Source organism: Brevibacterium iodinum ATCC 49514, from assembly GCF_900169265.1.
Classification (GTDB): domain Bacteria; phylum Actinomycetota; class Actinomycetes; order Actinomycetales; family Brevibacteriaceae; genus Brevibacterium; species Brevibacterium iodinum.
Window position 1 is genome coordinate 1 of record NZ_FXYX01000035.1, and the last position, 18,943, is coordinate 18,943.

An 18,943-nucleotide genomic window follows, 5' to 3' on the forward strand; every position below is an offset into this window, starting at 1 on the left:
CGGCAGAATGTCGTGAGGTCAGGGGTCGAGAAAGTAGGCTTGGCCACGTCGAGGTCTTTCGGATGGATTGTGTGAGAACTTCCATCATCGGAAGACCTCGACGTCTATCCGCGCAGCGACTCGCCGTGTCCTGGAATCACCGATCTACACTCTCAATTACGAAGAGCCGGATTGGGCTGAAGGGACACCGGCCAACGACAACTGGACAATGATGAACATTTTGTGAATAGCCCATTGCGACGGTGCATGTATTTTTAGACTCCTATAGTATGACGGTTTGATGATTCGGGGGCGCTGTTGCGAATGTCACTGGCGCGCGCAATTTATCTAACGATTGTTCAGCCGCTGCAGGTCCGGGAATTGATGGTTCGCTGGTGAGCGGCGGCGGGCGCGCCGGATAGTACAATTGACGAGTTATGTCTGAGGAGCGACGGTCCAGTCGGCATCCACAGGTACATGAAAGTCGGACGAAAAGAGGACAGTGGGAAGCAACTCCGGGCCCTCTCCCTCACAGACCCCAATGAGGCGGCGCGGCAGAGCCATGGCGCTGTCACTCTTAGACGGTCTCATATTCGCATTTCTCGTCGTAGCAATGACGCTGGTGCGATACGACTTCCACACCCATCTCGTAAATGTGCTAGGCATGTTCGTTTGTTCGGTGATTGGCCTGATCGTATTCCTTATCGGCGGGCCTCTGGCGATCTACCGCGGACGCTACAGGCGTGGCTCGACCGATCAATTCGCTGCCATTGTGGGAACGGTTGCTGTGGGCGTCGGCATCATGTGGGTGACCGAGTTTGTCCTCGCCAGTCAGCTACTCATCCCGACCAGCGTCCCCATCACGGCGGGAGCGCTCATGGTCGTAGTCAAGAGCCTCGAGAACTGGATTCGCCGCAACATGAGGCAACGCAGCCTCACCACGTCCGGTGCGTCCCGGCCCACGATCGTCGTCGGCGCAGGAAACCAGGGCATGCTCGCTCTAGACATGATCGCTCAGGACTCGCACAACGAATTCGTCGCTGTCGGCATCGTTGACGACGACCCTGCCAAGCGGCATCTGCGCTACAACGGCACTCGCGTGCTCGGACCGATCGATGACATCGCCACCCATGTTGATCGCACAGGTGCTGGGGCCGTCATCATTGCGATCTCTGATATGCCTCCCGAGGAACTCTCCCGAATCGCTTCGCGTCTCGAATCCCGGCCAGTCGAGATCAAGATCATGCCGAAGCTCTCGGACTCCGCGTTGGCCCGTCCCGAGCCGGACGCGCATGGCGTTGCCGACCTGCGTCACGGAAGTTTCCGCGATGTCAGCCTAGAAGATCTCATCGGACGCAAACCGATCTCGACGAATATCGACGACATCGCCTCGGCGATCACCGGCAAGGTTGTACTCGTCACCGGAGCAGGTGGTTCCATCGGCTCACAGCTGTGCCGTCAGGTCTCCCGCTTCGATCCGTCCCGACTCATCATGACCGACCGGGATGAATCCGGTTTGCACGCCACCGAGCTCGGTCTCGAAGGTTCAGCCTTGTTGACCAGTGATGACCTCGTCCTCGGCGATCTGCGAGATCCGGCATTCATCGATGCCCTAGTCGCCGAGTCGAAGCCGGACATCATCTTCCACGCAGCGGCGCTCAAACACCTGACTTTCCTTGAACGATTCCCGGAACAGGCAGTGCGCACGAACGTCGGAGCCAGTCTCGATCTGCTCAACGCGGCGGTAGCTCACGACGTCGATGCCTTCGTCCATATCTCCACCGACAAAGCTGCAGGTGCGACGTCGGTGCTAGGACGGACGAAGTTTTCGATCGAGCGGGCGATCGCCTCTGTTGCTGCGGAAAGCGGACAGCGTTACATGTCAGTGCGCTTCGGTAATGTTCTTGGTTCCCGGGGGTCCGTGCTTGAGACCTTTGTGGCTCAGGTCGCGGCTGGTGATCCCGTCACGGTCACCGATCCCGAGGTCACTCGCTACTTCATGACTGCCGATGAGGCGTGTGAGCTCGTTCTGCAGGCTGCGGCGATTGGTGGCCCCGGAGAGACCTTGGTCCTCGACATGGGCGAACCGATCCGCATCGCTGACCTTGCCAGGCGCGTGATTGCATTGTCGGGCCGCAGCGATGCGCAGATCGTGTACACCGGTCTGCGCCCGGGGGAGAAGCTCACTGAAGCGCTGCTGTCGCCGGGTGAAGTCGACAGCAGACCCAATCATCCGCTGATCACTCAGGTCCCGATTGCTCCGATCGATCTGGAGAAGCTCGGTGCTCTGGTCGCCGAATCTCGTGACCCGCAGGTATTCACTCACAGATCGGTCCTCGAGGAGCGCTTGACGAGCCTCCTCGACTCCGAGGCGGTCCCGGTCACCGAAGACGCGACGGCGGCCATCGAACCGGCAACGACGTCAGCAAAAGCCTCCGAGCCGGGAGCAGATCCTCATGACACCGGAGTCGGCCTCTGATGGGTCTGCAGTCGCTGGTGATCCTGGTTGTGGCCGCGGTGGTCACGGTTCTCAGCGCCCTCGTCGCCTTTCCGCTGCTGCGCCGAGCGGGGGTCGTCGATGTCCCCTCTCACCGTTCCTCGCATACGCTGTCGACCGTCCGCGGCGGGGGAATTGCCATCGGCTGCGGAATCTCCGTAGCCACGATTCTCGCCATAGTCTGGAGCGTCAGCGAAGACGGGGTCTTCGGCCTCGGCGGCGTCCTCCTGCCAGTCGGTTTCCTGGTGCTGACCTGGTGCTATTCGGCCATCGGGATGAGCGACGACCTCGACTCCCTGCGCCCCGCCGGACGGCTGATCGGACAGGTTATCCTGGCTCTGCTGTTCAGCGCGATCATCGCCATGTTCTCGACACAGGGAATCGCCCACGTCATCGCCTTCGCCGTCATCGGAGTGACTACAGTCAATGCCGTGAACTTCGTCGACGGACTCAACGGCTATGTCACCGAATGGACCATCGTCACAGCCGGATGGTTCGCTTTCGTCGGCTCCTGGGTGGGTGAGAACGATATCGCTCTGCTCGCTCTGGCGCTGGCCGGTGCTGCTGTCGGTTTCCTCCCGTTCAACCTCGGTCGGGCCAAGGCATTCCTCGGAGACACGGGCAGCTACGGAATCGGAGCGGCCGTCTTCGCTCTCGCAGTCTGGCTATTCGTCCAGGGCGTACCGATCGTCGTCATCATCGCCCCGATGATCTTCGTCTTCTTCGACGTCGGACTCACTCTGGTCCTGCGCCTCTTCCGAGGAGAGAACATTCTCTTGCCTCACCGGGAACACATCTACCAGCGGATTCAGCAGGCAGGGTGGCCGCACAGCTCCGTTTCGCTTTTCCACGCCGCGCTGAGCGTCCTTGCCTGCATTATGGCCGTTCCGACCCTCATCAGCGGAAATACGGCGACGACGTACCCGGCCCATGTGTTCTGGGTCGGATTGCTCGCCCTCTACGCGCTTCTGCCCATGTGGTTGAACCGTCGAGCCCGTACGGAGGCGGTCACCGCATGAGAATCGTTCTGCTCAGTCATTATTACTATCCCGAGGTCGGCGCACCGCAGCGACGGTGGCGCATCCTCGTCGACCATCTGCGCGCCGCAGGACACGACGTCATCACGGTGGCACCGCACCCGCATTACCCGTATTCCGACCGGAACGGTTTCTTCGGCTCGAATGTCGGGCGGGGGCGCCGTCGAGTCGACGTGCGCCTCGGCGGTACCTGGGACACCGGAATCGACGGTGAGCGGATCCTCCGCGTGCCGTACCTGCACAGCGGATCGTCGATGGCTCGTCAGCTGCTCGACCAGACGGTGTCGGCAACAGGTGCGATGTCGGTAGTCATCGACCGGCTGCGGGGAAGAATGCGCCCCGATGTCATCGTCTCCACGACTCCGGCACTGCCGTTTCTGTTGGCCGGCGACACTCTGTCGCGACTGCTGCGGGTGCCGCATATCGCTGAAGTCCGGGATGCATGGCCTGACCTCATTTCGGAGATGAACCTGGTGACGGGAGCTGTTGGTAAGTATCTTCCCGGAACGCTGACGCAGCGTCTCGAACATCGCCTTCTGCCGGACCTGCTCACCCGTGCTCAACGGCGCGCGGCGGTCGTCGTCGTCACTACGGAGGGTTTCAAACGTCGTTTGGAACAGCGTGGGGTGACCGCCGAGGTCGTCCGCAGCGGAGTATCGCTGGCGGAATTGGAAGGTGCGTCCGGGCTGACCGCCACGGGGGCGATTCCCCTCGTTCCTCCCGCGGTGGAGACGAGCCCTACCGGGGTCGATGCCACGGGCAGAACTGCTGCCGACCGCAATGGACTCAACCTGCTGTATGTGGGCACTGTCGGACGTTCCCAGGACCTCAGCACCTCGATTCGTGCACTGGCCCGCACCGAGGGTGTGCGACTGCGCATCGTCGGCGGCGGCGTCGACACTGTCGAACTCAAGGCCGTCGCTGCCGCAAATGGGGTGCCGGTGGAATTCCATCCCCAGATCGCAGGCGCCGAACTGGCGGCCCATTGGGAGTGGGCAGATGCCGGGCTGGTCAGCCTCAGCTCACTCGACTCCTACGAATGCACAGTGCCGTCAAAGCTCTACTCACTGATGGCTCGTCGAATTCCAGTCCTCGGTGTCGTCGCCGGTGAGGCCGCCGACATCATCACGGGCACCTCGGCAGGAGAAGTTGCGGTCCCCGGAGACACCGAGTCAGTGGCAGCGGCAATGACGCGGATGCGATCGCGAATAGAAGCCGGTGAGGAATTCGGAATGAATCCCCCCGCGGGCATGAACCCGCGTGACTGGGTGATTCGACATGCTTCGGCAGCCGCAATGGGGCGCACGTACGAACGCGTCCTCGAGCAGGTGGTGTCGTGAACCTGCGCTTCCTCGCCCAACAGCTGACGAACGTTGCCCTGACCACGGCCGGGCATATCAACGACGACCGCGTGTTCTTCGGTATGCAGTTGGCACGTCGACTGCCGGGACCAGCCTCGCGTTTCGTCGGACATGCACTCGGACGCCTGCCGGGCGACGCCAGCCGGGCGGCTTCTGCGTGGCTGCTCGGAGAAGAGACGACGGCGAAGTCATTGGTTGCCGGCTCTCCTTCGCCTTCACGCCTTCTCGGTGAGATCGCACTCAATCTGGGCCTCCTCGACGAAGCCGAGTCGATCGCAGCTGCTATTCCCGGTGCACGCGCACTGAGCTCACGTATCGAGTGGACCAAGGGGCACATCGACGAAGCCATCGCAGTTCTGCCTGACGGCGCTCGGCGGACACGACTGCTCGATGAGCGACAATGTCTGCAGCCTCATTGGTGGCCGGAGGTTTCCAGCCACATCACGGCTCGCCGGGCACGCGGTAATGCGGAACGTGATCGAAGTCGGCAGCCGACGGTTCTGCACGTGCTGACGAACTCCCTGCCGCATACCCGCTCCGGCTATGCCTACCGCTCACATGCCATCCTCACCACTCTGCGGGATGCTGGCCACCAAGTGGCTGCGGTCACCCGCCCGTCGTATCCCGTCACCATCGGACGACTGAGCCAGGGGCCGGTCGAAGTCGTCGACGGAGTCGGATATATCCGCGACGTGCCATTGAGACCGCGGCCCACGCCATCCGAACGGCTGAGCGAGCAGGCGAATCACATCGCTTCTGAAGCGCACGAACGCGGAGCAGAGATCCTCCACACCACCACGCACTACGTCAACGGCTTGGCCACTGGTGCGGCCGCGAAGGCAGCGGGCCTGCCATGGGTCTACGAAGTCCGCGGTGTCTTGGAAGAGACGTGGGCGGCAGCAGGAAGCAGCCCGGAAGAGCGTTCCGCGCGACGGAACAGCCAACGCTTCGCACTCATGCGGGCCAAGGAGATCGAAGTCGCGTCGGCGGCCGACGCAGTCATCACCCTGGGCGAGACGATGCGTGAGCACCTGATCGCCGGGGGAGTGCCGGCCGAAACCATCACTCTCATTCCGAATTCGGTCTCCGAAGCCGTCGTCGACACTGATGTCACCCGCACTCCGGCCGTTGTGCGAAAAGGCCTCGGCCTGCCCGAGGACGGAATCTGGGTTGGAACGGCGGCCTCGATCGTCGGCTATGAGGGCCTCGACGACCTCGTCGACGCCGTCATCCTGGCCCGGAGCCAGGGCACGGACCTGCGTCTCCTCATCGCCGGCGACGGTGTCGCCCTGCCGGAACTGAAAGAACGAGCCGCAGGTCTGGGAGAGAACGCAGTCTTCACCGGCCGGGTCTCACAAGCTCGGGCAATTGAGTACCAACTTGCGCTCGATGCCATTGTCGTACCGCGCAAGGACGAACCGGTCTGCCGTCTGGTCACTCCGATCAAACCGATCGAAGCGATGGGCCTTGCGCGACCCGTGGTCATCTCCGACCTGCCGGCACTGCGTGAACTGGTTCCGGACAACGCTGGCTTGGTGACACCGCCGGAGAACCCGCAGGAACTCGCGGGACTGCTGTCCGAGCTCGCCTCCGATGACACCGCGAGAGCCAGATTCGGAGACAATGGACGAGCACACGTTCTTGCAACTCGCAGGTGGAAGGAAATCGGACGACGATATGGGCAGGTCTATTCCCAACTCGTGGGGAGTGATGCGCGATGAGTGAGACAAAGAACCCCCTTGGGCTGAGTTCGATCCCGTCCGTTTCGAGCGAAGGCCTCGTACCCGTCGGTCGGCGGACGAGTCTGAGCAGCTACCTCGCCGCGCTGTGGAACCGTCGGCACTTCATCATCGCCGAGTCCCGAGCCAAGATGTCGAGTTCGACGCGGAAGAACATCCTCGGATACGGCTGGCTGTTCCTCAATCCACTGCTGTCGGTGCTCGCATTCTGGTTCATCTTCGGATTCATTCTGCAGACTTCTCGAGGAGTTCCGAACTTCCTCGGCTTCCTCGTCGTCGGAGTGTTCTTCTTCGGGTTCACCGGCAAGTGCATGACCGGCGGAACCGGAGCGATCCGCTCGGGTGCGTCGATGATCAAGGGATTCCAGTTCCCCCGTGCTGCGCTTCCGATCTCTACTGTGGTCCGCAATTTCCTCGACTTCATGCCGACACTGCTCGTCATGGTCATCGTGCTGGCGGTCGTGCCTCCGCTCGAAGTCATCACCTGGCGTGTCATCCTCGTCATCCCCGTCATAATTCTGCAGACGATCTTCAACGTCGGTCTCGCCTGCTTCCTAGCTCGTCTTGGACACAAGATCCCGGACCTCACGAACTTTATGTCGATCATGAGCAGGTTCTGGCTCTACGGGTCCGGAGTGTTCTTCTCCATCGAAGATCGATTGGGCAAGCACCCGTTGCTTCTGGAGGTTATGCAGTTCAATCCGATGCACGCATACCTGACTTTGGTCCGCAATTCTCTGCTCTACGGAGTCGATTCGGACCCGAAGATGTGGATCGTCGGTTCAGCCTGGGCATTCGGCCTGCTGATCTTCGGCTTCCTGTTCTTCTGGCGGGGGGAGGAAAACTATGGTCGACTCTGAACTTCATGACCCCACGATCATCGCGGAAAATGTACAGGTTCGCTATACCGTCAATACCAATGACCCCAGCCACCGAGCAAGGGGGCTGCGGCGTTTGACGAACGCCGTCGTCGGCCGCCAGGGCCAGACCACGGTTCGTGCCCTTCGTGGTATCAACTTCGTTGCCCGCGAAGGAGAGATGGTGGGAATCGTCGGAGCCAACGGTTCTGGAAAGTCCACCTTCCTGCGCAATGTCGCCGGGGTCGAGCAACCGGATCGAGGTCGCATTCTCGTCCGTTATCAGCCGCTTCTGCTCGGTGTCAGCGCTGCCCTGCAACCCGCGCTGTCGGGCAGTGAGAACGTGCGCCTCGGATGTCTGGCGATGGGCCTGTCTCCCGAGGAGGCGGCCGAGGCCTTTGACTATGTCGTTGAGCTTTCGGCCTTGGGCTCGGCAATCCATCGGCCGATGGGTACCTATTCGTCGGGGATGGGCGCAAGGTTGCGGTTCGCCATTGCCTTGGCAGCGCGACCGAAGATCCTGCTCATTGACGAGGCCCTGTCAACCGGCGACGCGACCTTCGCCGAGCGCAGTGAACGCGCGATGGACGAACTCCTCGCCGAAGCCGGAACGGTTCTCCTCGTCAATCATGCCGCAAAAGTGATTCAGGAGCTGTGCACCCGTGCAGTCTGGATGCATCGAGGCGAGATCCTCATGAACGGTCCTGCCGAGGCCGTCGCTGAGAAGTACCGTTGGTGGGCGTGGAATGTTGCCAAGGGCAAGGAAGACATAGCGGACAAGCTCCTTGCCGATGTGGTGAGCAACGCGGTCAAAGAGGAGATCAACATCCTCGAACCCGAACTCATCAAGAATCCCATCCCGCGGCACGCAGCGCGCCCGACCAAGAAGAAAGCCGCTCCAGCACGTCATGTGAAGCGGCAGCACACGGTCGACGAAGTCGAAGAGACGCCGACTCCGATGTTGGCCGCTGCCGAGGAGCAGGTCTGGCCCAAATCCTTCGACGCCGAAATGCCGAAAGCCAAATTCCCGGCTCTGCCCAAACCGGCCTCTCAGGCAGTGAGCGCACCGCGAATCACCGATGCTCCACCGCTGCGATTGAATCCCAGTAGGAAGCGGGTTGTTCTGCGGGCAGCGAATCCGGATGATCGAGCATCATCGATTGCAGCCGCAGAAGACTTCACTGGTCGTAGGCTGGCCTCTCGTGCCCGTAAGATCGCTGACGAGCGATACGAAGAACGGAAGCGTATGCGGCAAGAAGACGAAGCCTCTGCTGTTCACCAGGACTCGAGCCGATGAAGGTCGCGATCTTCGGTTCATGTGTGAGCCGTGATTCTGTGGAGTTCATGCCTGAAGCCGAGGTCGTGACTTACGTGGCCCGGCACTCGGTGACGAGTTTGGAGTCTCCGCACGGGGCAGAAGGAATCGATCTGAGTGAACTGACCTCCGCTTTCCAGGAGCGAATGGTCACTAACGATCTCCATGGCTCAGGTCTCGAACGAATCGTTCACACCGCGAGCGACCTCGATGTCGTTCTTCTCGACTTGGTCGACGAACGACGGGGGTTCTGGGAGTTTCCTGACGGTACGACCATGACGAATTCAATCGAAGTCGAGTCCTGTGGTGCCGCCCGCGACGCACGTCGGGCTGGTGCGCGACTCATTGAATTCGGAGATGAAGAACACTTCGACCGATGGAAGTCTGGCTTTATCCAGCTTGTTGATGGGCTTAAAGGTGCTGGGTTGTGGGAGAAGACTATTCTACTCGACATCGAGTGGGCCGGAGCCGTTGACGGTGCCCAGCACCCGCAAAGCGACAGTCTGGCGAAGTTGGGTCGCAGCTGGCGACGGCTGCAACGTGGTAGCCGCGAGGCTAACCGCAGATTGACGCGTGGGGAAGGGATTGCCGAAGCATTGTCCAGCCTGCGAAACGTCAGACCTACAGAAGCAGAAGAATATGCAGACAGGGCAGTCGCTGCCAATGCAGACTTTGTCCGGTACCGCAGATTCGCTCAGTCTATGGTGAAGTCAACAGTCACAAGGGCCAGCAGCCAAGTCCGGATCAACCGAGACCACAAATGGGGGCCTCAGCCGTTCCACTACCGGGACGAGGACTACAGGTCGATCGTACAAAGCGTCCGCGACCTGGTGGAAAGGCGTGGCACGTCGTCGACTCACGACGAGTGAAACGGCGAATGCGAGACTGCACGTCTCAGTACCCCAGGGAGACGAGGTATCGGAAGAAGTCTGCGAGGTCGTTGCTGGCCAATGCGTTCTTGAGCGCTGGCACCGCCTCGGGGTCGAAATCGATGATGACTGTGCCGTCTTCCTCGCGACGCGATCTCGTAGGAACGGTGACGACCGCTATGTCGTCATTTTGCAGCGTGCGGAGGCTGTTGGCGATCTTAACGAGTTCACCCGTGGTCAGCTCAGCATTGTGCTGAGTCCCGGCAGCGAAATGTCCAAGCACAGCCGCGCCCTTGTTCGGATCTTTGACCAATCCGCCCGACTTCAACCCCTGGACGAGCGCGCGCACGACCGCACGCTGATTACGGGTTCGCGTCTGACCGGCATCATCGACCGGGTCGGCCGCAGTGAAGATCGACGTGGTTGCTCCATCGAGGTTGTTCGTCCCCTCGAGGAAGTCGGTACCGCCAGCGCTGAAAGCGGCGCGACTGTAGACCTGCAGGCCACCGAGTTCGTCGATGACGCGACCGAGCGCGTCTGCTTCCAGCTGCGCGATGTGATCGATGCGGATGCCGAGGAACTCCTCGGCCATCGCCACGACGACCGGCCAGCCGCCCTCGTCGGCGATGGTGCCGAACGTCTGACCTGCCTCGACCTGAGTGGAGGGATTAAAAACAAGAGCTGCCGCAAAATCACCGGCGGCGGGAACGTGGATGACCGCAAACGTGTCACCTTGACTCGTGGCCTGCGGAGCCGCTTCGGCGAGGTTTACGGGATTCGTCACCCGAAGCACCAGGGTGTGGGAACCGTCCGCGGCTGGACGGATGTCTGCGGGTGGGAAGGCAGCCTCGGCGGGGATGGTCTTCGACGCGTCATCGAACTCGGCGCGGGCGGAGTTGAGGTCTTTGAGAGAACCGATGGCGGAAACCATCTTCGTCAGCTTGGCCATGGCAGTCCTACTTCCTCTGTCCGGTCATTTGGTGCTGGTCTCAATAGTAGCCGCGGGTGGGATCGGTACGCGTACCGATTCCACCCGCGGTGAAGACTGTAGTGCTGGACTCAGCGGAGGCCGAAGAGCTTGCCGAGGCCACCGCCGGACGACTGAGCATCCGACTGCTTAGCCTCTGGCGCCTTCTCTGCCGGCTTGTCAGCGGGAGTTTCGGCTGGCTTGACCGGTGGCGGGGGAGGGAACTCCGTGTTGGCTGGTTCTGCCTTTGGGGCCACCGATGCTGCATTCTCCGGAGCATCGGTGGGGGCATCCTCGGCGACGTTCTTGATCAGGGAGAGCTCGAACTCGAGCGTGATCTTGTCGCTGACGAGTACGCCACCGGAATCGAGCTTCGTATTCCAGGTCACGCCCCAGTCCTTGCGGTCGATGCGGCGCGAGCCCTCGAGGCCGGCGCGCAGGTTGCCGAAGGGATCGGACTCGACGCCGATGAGCTCGAGCGGGATGGACACGGTCTTCGTCATGTCACGGATCGTCAGCTCACCGGTGACGATATAGGAGCCCTCGTCCACCTCGTCGATGGCGGAGGAGAAGAAGCGGATCTCCGGGTAGGCGTCGACGTCGAAGAAGTCAGCCGAGCGCAGGTGGGTGTCCCGGTCCGCGCTGCGGGTGTCGACGCTCGCGGTCTGGATGATGACTTCGGCATTCGAGTCGGCGAGATCCTCGGCGATGTCGGCGAAGCCGGAGACATCATTGAACGCTCCGCGCACACGCGACACCATGGCATGGCGTGTGGAGAATCCCAGTCGAGAATGTGAGGGATCGATGTCCCAATGACCTATGATCCCAGGATTTTCTGTCATGGGGGCAGCTCCTTCGGTTCCTCCGCGCTCCTCTGGGGAGGCTGTCGTAGTCGGTGTGCCAATTCGCAGATCGAGCGATCATTGAAAAAGCAATCGCCTACGTAGTCTTACACGGGCGGTCGGGTGCGTGCCACCTCGGTGCGGGCTGGTGAGGCGATGGCGGCGCTGACGTCGACCCCCGACCGTCCGATTCAGAGATCACCTGCCGCAGACTCGATTTTCGCCCTCGTATCGAAGTCAATCCAACAGTGCTGCGACGAAGGGGACGGCGTAATTCCAGTCGTCTCCGTCCGGATCGGCAATTCCCGCCTCGTCCAGCCAGGTCTGGTCAGCCTCGGGGTGCGGGCCGACCAGACCTGCCATACCGTCACCGTGGTCGTAGCGTGCTGCGGCGATGTCGCCGTTGCCATAGCGCGCGAACACGTCGGCGCGATCCTCGGGTGGAGGAAGGACTGCGCCCTCTTGGAAGAATGTCTGGCGATGATGACCGTCCCACGCGACGTCGACCACGGTCTCTCTGCTGTCGGTGACTGGGAATTCGGGACGGCCGACCTCACCGTCGAGATCCGATTCGACGAGGCGGAAGGCCACCGGCCCCGCCAGGTAGGCGCCCATACACAGACCGAGGTAACGACCGCCGGCTGCAACATACTGTTCAAGGCCCCCGACGAATCGAGGGGGCAGCGCTTCGGCGGCAGCGTCGATGTCATCCCCGCCACCGGGTTGGACGTAGAGATCCACGTCTGCAAGGGAATCGGCCTGCAGCGGCAGACGTTCACCGCGACCGATGAAGACCACCTCGGCGTCGGTGAACGAGGCTCTCAGCCGTTGTGCGACCGTCGCGGGGCACCCGTCGCACGCGGCCTCACCGCGGTACACGGCCACGAGCGGGGAATCCGGACTTGAAGTGTCTGCGGCGGCACAGCCCACGGAGGCGGCCGCGGTGAAGAGACCGACCAAGAGAGCTGCAACGGCTCGTCGGATGGGGGCGGTCATGATGCCCGCGCGTTTCACTTCATCCATCACTGCGTATGGTCCTGGAGTTCTTTGACTGCGGATTTCATGTCGACCCCTATGAAGTTTACGATGTAATCAAGTTAGCAGGCACTGTGGGTCAGTGCGAGGGGTCTGCGGCGACATTTGCAGGGGGTTCCCGTTGCCGCGGGGCCGATGTAGCCTGGATCACATAGCGTAAAAGAGTTTACGCGCTAATCGCGCCGGAGGAGCGAGAGGAGGTTACGAGAGGCCCGCTGACGACTCCGACTTGTCGCACTATCCCACGGTGAACGCGCTGAGTGACCTGCTCAGGGAGGAACACCGCCGACGCCAGTTCGACGATGCCCTCGACGAGTTCATTGAACGCCTCCGCCTCTCACCACCCACTGCAGCCTCTCACAGCTCACTGAGCTGAAAAGGATCAAATTGCTCGACACCTCTTCAGGCGCCCTACAAGTCCTCCTCGTGGCCGACCCGGGCCTGCCCAGCCGCCGAGCGGCCGCTATCCAGCAGCGCCTCGAAAGTCTTCTGCAAGACGCGTATGGGGTCACAACGACCCTGCATACGGCGACTGACACCATCCGATTGACACCGGAAAGTGAACTCGACCTCAGTACTGTCGAAGACATCCGGGCCGACTACCCGGACGTCAACATCGTCCTGATCCTCACCGAGATCCCGCGCCATACACAAGGCTCTCCGTTGATCGCCGAGGTGCATTCCGACAGCAATCTGGCGATCGTGTCCTGTCCCACTCTGGGTGCATGGTCAACCAAGCGCCGGATCATCAGAGTGCTGATGAGCTCGGTCAACAAGCTGGTGCCGTGGGATCCCGAAGACAAGACCCGTGGGTTTCTGCTCCGCGGGTCCGACTGGTCCGACAGCAACGACGCCCAGCGCCAGTCGCTGCATGCCCACACCATCACCGGAGGCCCACGTCTGATTCTGGGAATGACGATAGCCAACGACCCGTGGCGCACTGCCCCGAAGCTTTCGGGCGCCCTCGCCGCGGCATCGGCCACGGGAGCTTTCGGTATCTTCTACAGTTCCATCTGGCAGATGTCGACCTACCTGTCCGCCGCGCGGCTGCTCTCGATCGGCGCGGCCGCCATCCTGGTCATGGTCACTTGGCTGATCGTCAACCACAAACTCTGGGACGAACCGCGCAAAGACAACCTGGCGACGGTGGTGATGTACTACAACTTGTCGACCGTCCTGACCCTGCTGATCACCGTGCTCGCGCTCTACGCTGGACTGGTCGGCTTCATTCTGCTGGGCGGCCTCGTCGTCATCGACCCCGAGTTCATGTCAGCCCAGATCCAGCAGGAGGCGACGGTCGCCAACTATCTCGATATCGCCTGGCTCAGCGCAGCGATGGGCGTCGTTGCCGGCGGTATCGGCGCGAGCTTCGACTCTGACTTAGATGTGAAACGACTGACTCACGGACAGCGCATGCGCCAACGGGTCTACACCGATAACGGCCCTTAAACCGATGACGTCAGTCAGACCTCCTGATATCTGATGACGACCTACCCCGGTGACCCCCATCGGCCCGCGGAATGACGTAGTTCGGGGAATGCAGGAGGTCGTGACCGCTCCCACCTACCCGTCTTCACGTGAGGCGCCCTTTCAGGAGAGCACCTCACGTGAAGACGGGAGAAGATCAGGCGAAGATGCTCACCCCTCCTGGGCCGACGAGGCAGCCGACGACGATGAGGACGACGCCCCAAAGAATCTGTTTGCGCAGGATTGCAAATACGCCCGAGACGACGAGCAGCGCGGCGAGGATCCATAGGACAATAGCCATAATTTCACTTCCTTATCGGTTCACTGTGAGCGCGGCACCACCGGATCGAAAGCTGGTGACGAATCTGAGCAACGCCGAGGCTGAACTCAGCCGACGTTGGAGAGCTGCCCCTTCATTGGTCTGTCAGCGGATGCGATTCCAGCTGCCGCTACATCCGCCGGGTCTGGTGACCTAGAACAACACTCGTCGAGAAGATTACAGCGTAAACACTGCGAATGACACCTCCCCCGCCCGACAGAAGGATCATCGGCAGGACCACGGCGGTGTGAGAGAGCCGACCCGATCGTCCGGCGTCAGCGGTCGACATTGCCGGTGAGGACGCCGACCAAGGTCAGCGCCATGGCGATGGCCAGAGCGATCGCCGAGGCGATGAACGCGGCGGCGATGTGCTCGCTCAGAGCCGCCGCGACGATGGCCGGCCCGACGATCTGACCGATGCTGTACCAAGAGGTCAGCTTCGCCGAGGCGTTCGCGACACCCATCTGTGTGCCGACGCCGATCGTCATCATGACCACTCCGATGAAGGTGAAGCCGAAAAGGGCGGCGGCGATGATCAGCACGATCGGCGTGGAGCCGAAGACGGCGAGCAGGGCGCCGAAGACCTGCAGGCAGTAGCAGAGAGTCAGAGCCTTGACTGTGCCGATGCGCGCGGCGACCGCTGACCACGTCAGGGGAGACACCGCTGTCGCGATCCCGGCGATGAGCCACGTCGAGGCGGCTGCGGTCGCTCCGAAGACGGGACCGGCGAGCACGACGAGGTAGGTGCCGATGATGATGTAACCGCCCCCTTGGAAGAAGTAGCCGGTGGAGAGGATGGCCATGGCTCGGCGGCGATTGGCCTCGAACAGGGTCGAAGCGTGGGCGGGGGAGTGGTCGGTGGTGGTCTCGGTCGGTTCGGCCGCCTCGGCGGGGGTGGTGTGCGGTCGGATTCGGGCCGGGATCGGCCAGGTCCAGGCGATGATGGAGAAGATCGCGGACACGGCCGCGCAGATGAGCCATAGCTGCCGCCAATCGGCGACGTTGCCGGCGATCAACACGATGGCTCCGGAGACGAGGATGCCGAAGCCGACTCCGCCGTAGGAGATGCCGCCGTCGCGCGGTCTGCGGGAGTTCGCGGGAATGCGTTGGGTCACGCACACGAAGATCAGCCCCGAGGCGATTCCGGCGATGGTGCGGATGCCGCCCTGCCAGATGAGGTTCGGGGTCAGCGCGACCGCGGCGAGGCCCACGGTGGAGACGATGAGGCTGAGGCGGTAGACGAACCGGTTGGGTTCGACCCAGCCTTGGGCGATGACGAGGGTGCCGATGAAGTAGCCGACGTAGTTCAGGGTCGCGATCCATGCGCCGGGAGCGGAACTCCAGTGGAGGGCTGCGACCATGAGCGGCAGTGCCGGGGTGTAGAAGAACCGGCCCATGCCCATCGCCACCGAGAGGCCGAGCGCCCCGCGAATGGGGGTGAGGGAGGGCCTGGCGATGCTATCGGGCACGGCGGTTCCTCTCCTCGGGTGGGCTCAGGTGGCGTGGGCTCCACCCTTACGATGCCATGAGCGCGGGGCGGGTGCCTCGGCGGGTGGGGATTCGGACAGGAGGCCTCTCGAAAGGCACTGTGGAAGTTGTCGATTCTGCGGGGACAGGGCAGAGTTGTCGGAGTGAACCTCAGAAGGAGTATCCAGGGCAGCGTGGTGGCGCTGGCCCTCGTGCTGTCGGGATGTTCATGGTTCGATCCGGACGGTTCGTCGTCCTCGAACCAGTCCCCGGAGCCGAGCCCCACGCCGACCGAATTCGAGCAGGCGAATGTTGACAGCGCCTCGGGCGATGCCGCATCGATCACCGCGACCGCTGAACAGACGGGACCGAGCTTCAGGTCCGACAACATCGGAGTCTCCTTCGAAGCCACCGACCTTGCCGACCCGCGGCTCGACCCGGCGAAGTCCAACCTCGACGAGCAGCTGAACGCGCTCGGGTCTCCGGCGCTGCGGTTCGCCGGCAATGCCCTCGACCGGAGGACGTTCTGGACGTCGAAGGGGGAGGCGCCGAAGCACGGCGAGAAGACCACGATCACTCCTGATGACCTCAAGAGACTGAAGAAGCTCGTCGACGCCACCGGGTCGACGGTCACCCTCGGCGTGCCCCTCGGCACTTACGATCCGGAGCGGGGAGCCGACATGGCCGCGCATGCGGTCGACATCCTCGGCGATTCGCTCATCGGTCTGGGGATCGGGAATGAACCCAATGGCTATACCGTCGACGATGTTCCCGACGGTGCCGTCCGGGAGGATGGCTGGAACGAAGACAAGTACGTGGGTCAGCTCGAGGCGTATGCCAAGGCGATCCATGCCAAACGGCCCGAGGCGCCGATCATCGGTCCCGATGTCTACGACGGGGCGTGGATGACGGCTTTCTTGGACTCTGATGTCAAGAACAAGACCGCGCTTGCGCAGCATTGGTATCAGCTCTACGACTGTGATTCGTCGAAGGTGCCCGGTCGCGGTCCGCAGGCGCCGAACCTCATCGTCCCGTTGGCGAAGGAGGCGGCGAAGAAGAACCTCGGAATCGGGAAGTCCAAGGCCGATGCGGCCGGTGTGCCGCTGTGGCTGGAGGAGACCGGGCCGACGAGCTGCCCGGGGACGAATGACACGTCGCTGACGAACGCTTCGGCGCTGTGGGCGGCTGATTACACGCTGTATGCGGCCACGCTCGGCGTCGAGCGCATGGCCATGCATTCGATGCTCGGTGCGTGCAATGGGGGAGCGCCGATGTCGCTCATCTGCGATCCGGCCGAACTCGGGGACCGGTCGAATGCGTTTCAAGTTCGTCCGAATATGTTGGGGCTGCGGCTGTTGGTGCCGAGCGTCGGCGGGCATTTCACTCAGACTTCGGTGTCTGGTGGTGGGAATATGAGCGCCTACACCGTGGTGAAGAACGACGGCAAGACTCTGGTGACGACGGTGATCAATGCGAACGATGCGGCGTCGGTGGGTGGGAATCCCGTGACGCTGGGGATGCCGTCGGGGTTTGCTGTCGATTCGGCCTCGCAGGTGTATGGGGCCTCGAACGACGTGAAGAACGCGACTCAGGTGGTGCCGGCGAACCCGCTGCCTGATGATGTGCCGTTCAGCGGGGACGGGGCTTCGGGGGCATCGGCGAGCGCGTCGGCTGGGGCGGGTGCCACCAGCTCGTCGGCTACTCCGAGCGGCGGGATGGGCGACGACGGAAAGCTGCGGATCGACCTGGCTGGGAGCTCCGTGACGGTCTTTATTATGCGCAAGGGGTGAGGTGGGCCGATCGGACCGCTTTTCTCCGCGCACGCCCCATAGCCGGCCGTGCTGAAGACTCCTTCACATGGGCGTGGCTGTGGGAAACGCCGTCAGCTCCGGTGCGGGGTCTCCGAGGATGCTGCGGGCGACGGCATCGCCCAGCAGCGGCCCGAGCGTCAGCCCGCCCGCGCCGTAGCCCGTCATCGTCCATAAGCCTGATCTGTCCGGCACTTCTCCGGCGATCGGCAGGTTGTCGTCACCCATTGGGCGAATGCCCACTCGGGTCTCGATGACTGTGGCATCGGCCAGTCCGGGCGCCAAATCCAGTGCGTCCCGGAGGACCTGCATCTGTCCTGCGGCGGTGACGCGGGGATCGTAGCCGCTCCCGGTCTCGCGGGTTGCGCCGACCGCGATCCTGCCATCATCGAACGGGGTCATGTAGTTGGGTGTGAAGGGGTGGACCGTCGGCCATTGTGAAGTGTTCACTCCACGAAGGTTCAGATGCGTGATCTGTCCGCGTTGGGGGCTCACAGCGCAGTTCACATCGAGGGGAAGCAGCAGTTCTGGAGTTCTTGCCCCTGCTGCCACGACGACAGAGTCAACGTCGATCGGACCGCGCATCGTCTGCACTCGCCATCCGGTGTCGCCGAGGGGATTGATCGCGATCACTGCGTCCTCGCAGTGCTCGGCCCCTAGAAGGACTGCGGCACTCAACGTCGCATTCCGGAGAACGCGGCCGTCGACCCGTCCGCCGCCGGAGACGTACAAACCCGTCAGTTCGGTGGACAGGGCGGGAAACAGTTCGTTGACCTGTGTGCTGTCTACGCGCTCCAGCGTTCCTGCGACGGAACCGGACTCAGCAATGCGCTGGGCTACCCGGTCTTCGACGGCGTCGAGTTCTGCATCGTCTCGCGAGACCATCAGGGCACCGGATCGCCTGTATCCCAGTTCGGGGATCCCCAGGTCATGGAGCCCGGCGAGGAACTCCGGATAGTAGTTGCCTCCAGCTGAGTACGCTTCATAGAAGGCACCGCTCGAGGAAGAAACCCAGGGAGCGATGATCCCGGCGCTGGCAGCTGTCGCCTGACCGGATGCGGCATCGTCGATCAGGGTGACCGTCGCGCCCCGTCGCGCCAGTCCGTAGGCAGTGGTGACACCAGCGATTCCTCCGCCGATGACGGCGATCTTCATCGTGTTCATAGTTGGCGATATTCCTGGCTCATCGTAATTGAGAGTGTAGAACCGGTCTGAAGCCACCGGACTCGAGCAGACACCTCGCGATGTAATGCGTGAGGTTGCGGAATCCCAGCGCGGACCCGCGTAGATGCTCGAGTCTGCCGTTGATCGCTTCAGTGGGACCGTTCGACGTTCCCGGTCGGGTGAAGAACGCGAGCACATCAGCAGCTCGACGCTTCAACGT

General features: G+C 62.4%; 16 protein-coding genes. 9 read left to right on the forward strand and 7 right to left on the reverse strand.

Annotated elements, in window-relative coordinates:
* Nucleotides 1–643: 643 nt before the first annotated feature.
* The 7 genes from BI49514_RS15370 (at nt 644) to BI49514_RS15400 (ending at nt 9,654) form a co-directional block, all read left to right on the forward strand.
* Nucleotides 644–2,458, forward strand: a complete 1,815-nt coding sequence (locus tag BI49514_RS15370; RefSeq protein ID WP_257904140.1) for a nucleoside-diphosphate sugar epimerase/dehydratase — start codon at nt 644–646, stop codon at nt 2,456–2,458.
* Nucleotides 2,458–3,495, forward strand: a complete 1,038-nt coding sequence (locus BI49514_RS15375; RefSeq protein ID WP_101547331.1) for an MraY family glycosyltransferase — start codon at nt 2,458–2,460, stop codon at nt 3,493–3,495. The genes BI49514_RS15370 and BI49514_RS15375 overlap by 1 nt, the downstream gene beginning before the upstream one ends.
* On the forward strand, nt 3,492–4,853 hold the full coding sequence (locus BI49514_RS15380; RefSeq protein ID WP_101547332.1) for a glycosyltransferase family 4 protein: 1,362 nt from the start codon (nt 3,492–3,494) through the stop codon (nt 4,851–4,853). Before BI49514_RS15375 ends, BI49514_RS15380 begins: the two co-directional genes overlap by 4 nt.
* Complete coding sequence (locus BI49514_RS15385; RefSeq protein ID WP_101547333.1) at nt 4,850–6,595, forward strand: glycosyltransferase family 4 protein; 1,746 nt, start codon at nt 4,850–4,852, stop codon at nt 6,593–6,595. The genes BI49514_RS15380 and BI49514_RS15385 overlap by 4 nt, the downstream gene beginning before the upstream one ends.
* Nucleotides 6,592–7,473 (forward strand): ABC transporter permease, encoded by an 882-nt coding sequence (locus BI49514_RS15390; protein ID WP_101547334.1) that lies wholly within the window; start codon nt 6,592–6,594, stop codon nt 7,471–7,473. Before BI49514_RS15385 ends, BI49514_RS15390 begins: the two co-directional genes overlap by 4 nt.
* A 94-nt stretch (nt 7,474–7,567) precedes the next feature.
* Nucleotides 7,568–8,767 carry an ABC transporter ATP-binding protein gene (locus tag BI49514_RS15395; RefSeq protein WP_244194989.1) on the forward strand — a complete coding sequence of 400 codons (1,200 nt, stop codon included), beginning with the start codon at nt 7,568–7,570 and terminating at the stop codon, nt 8,765–8,767.
* On the forward strand, nt 8,764–9,654 hold the full coding sequence (locus BI49514_RS15400) for a DUF6270 domain-containing protein (RefSeq protein ID WP_101547336.1): 891 nt from the start codon (nt 8,764–8,766) through the stop codon (nt 9,652–9,654). The genes BI49514_RS15395 and BI49514_RS15400 overlap by 4 nt, the downstream gene beginning before the upstream one ends.
* 25 nt (nt 9,655–9,679) lie before the next feature.
* Here BI49514_RS15400 and BI49514_RS15405 read toward each other — a convergent pair whose 3' ends face one another.
* The 3 genes from BI49514_RS15405 to BI49514_RS15415 all read right to left on the reverse strand — a co-directional run bounded on the left by BI49514_RS15405 (nt 9,680) and on the right by BI49514_RS15415 (nt 12,486).
* Nucleotides 9,680–10,603, reverse strand: a complete 924-nt coding sequence (locus BI49514_RS15405) for an LCP family protein (RefSeq protein ID WP_101547337.1) — start codon at nt 10,601–10,603, stop codon at nt 9,680–9,682.
* A 110-nt stretch (nt 10,604–10,713) separates the two neighbouring features.
* A complete protein-coding gene (locus BI49514_RS15410) occupies nt 10,714–11,463 on the reverse strand; it encodes a YceI family protein (RefSeq protein WP_101547338.1) in 750 nt (249 codons plus the stop codon).
* Nucleotides 11,464–11,700: 237 nt separating this feature from the next.
* Nucleotides 11,701–12,486: a BPL-N domain-containing protein gene (locus tag BI49514_RS15415; protein WP_208634964.1), complete on the reverse strand. Its 786-nt coding sequence runs from the start codon at nt 12,484–12,486 to the stop codon at nt 11,701–11,703.
* 399 nt (nt 12,487–12,885) lie between these two features.
* Here BI49514_RS15415 and BI49514_RS15420 point away from each other — a divergent pair, with 399 nt between their 5' ends.
* Nucleotides 12,886–13,947 carry a hypothetical protein gene (locus BI49514_RS15420; protein WP_244194990.1) on the forward strand — a complete coding sequence of 354 codons (1,062 nt, stop codon included), beginning with the start codon at nt 12,886–12,888 and terminating at the stop codon, nt 13,945–13,947.
* A gap of 175 nt (nt 13,948–14,122) precedes the next feature.
* On the opposite strand, the gene BI49514_RS16620 is transcribed toward BI49514_RS15420, so the two are convergent.
* Together BI49514_RS16620 and BI49514_RS15425 are read right to left on the reverse strand one after the other, a co-directional pair.
* Nucleotides 14,123–14,266 (reverse strand): GPGG-motif small membrane protein, encoded by a 144-nt coding sequence (locus BI49514_RS16620; RefSeq protein WP_162835624.1) that lies wholly within the window; start codon nt 14,264–14,266, stop codon nt 14,123–14,125.
* Between the two features lie 293 nt (nt 14,267–14,559).
* Complete coding sequence (locus BI49514_RS15425) at nt 14,560–15,753, reverse strand: YbfB/YjiJ family MFS transporter (protein WP_101547339.1); 1,194 nt, start codon at nt 15,751–15,753, stop codon at nt 14,560–14,562.
* Nucleotides 15,754–15,915: 162 nt separating this feature from the next.
* Here BI49514_RS15425 and BI49514_RS15430 point away from each other — a divergent pair, with 162 nt between their 5' ends.
* On the forward strand, nt 15,916–17,541 hold the full coding sequence (locus tag BI49514_RS15430) for a hypothetical protein (protein ID WP_257904141.1): 1,626 nt from the start codon (nt 15,916–15,918) through the stop codon (nt 17,539–17,541).
* Nucleotides 17,542–17,604: 63 nt separating this feature from the next.
* On the opposite strand, the gene BI49514_RS15435 is transcribed toward BI49514_RS15430, so the two are convergent.
* Nucleotides 17,605–18,723, reverse strand: coding sequence for an NAD(P)/FAD-dependent oxidoreductase (locus BI49514_RS15435; RefSeq protein WP_101547340.1), 1,119 nt, complete (start codon nt 18,721–18,723; stop codon nt 17,605–17,607).
* 19 nt (nt 18,724–18,742) lie between these two features.
* On the reverse strand, nt 18,743–18,943 hold a 201-nt coding region (locus tag BI49514_RS15440; RefSeq protein ID WP_145996179.1), incomplete at its 5' end, for a transposase.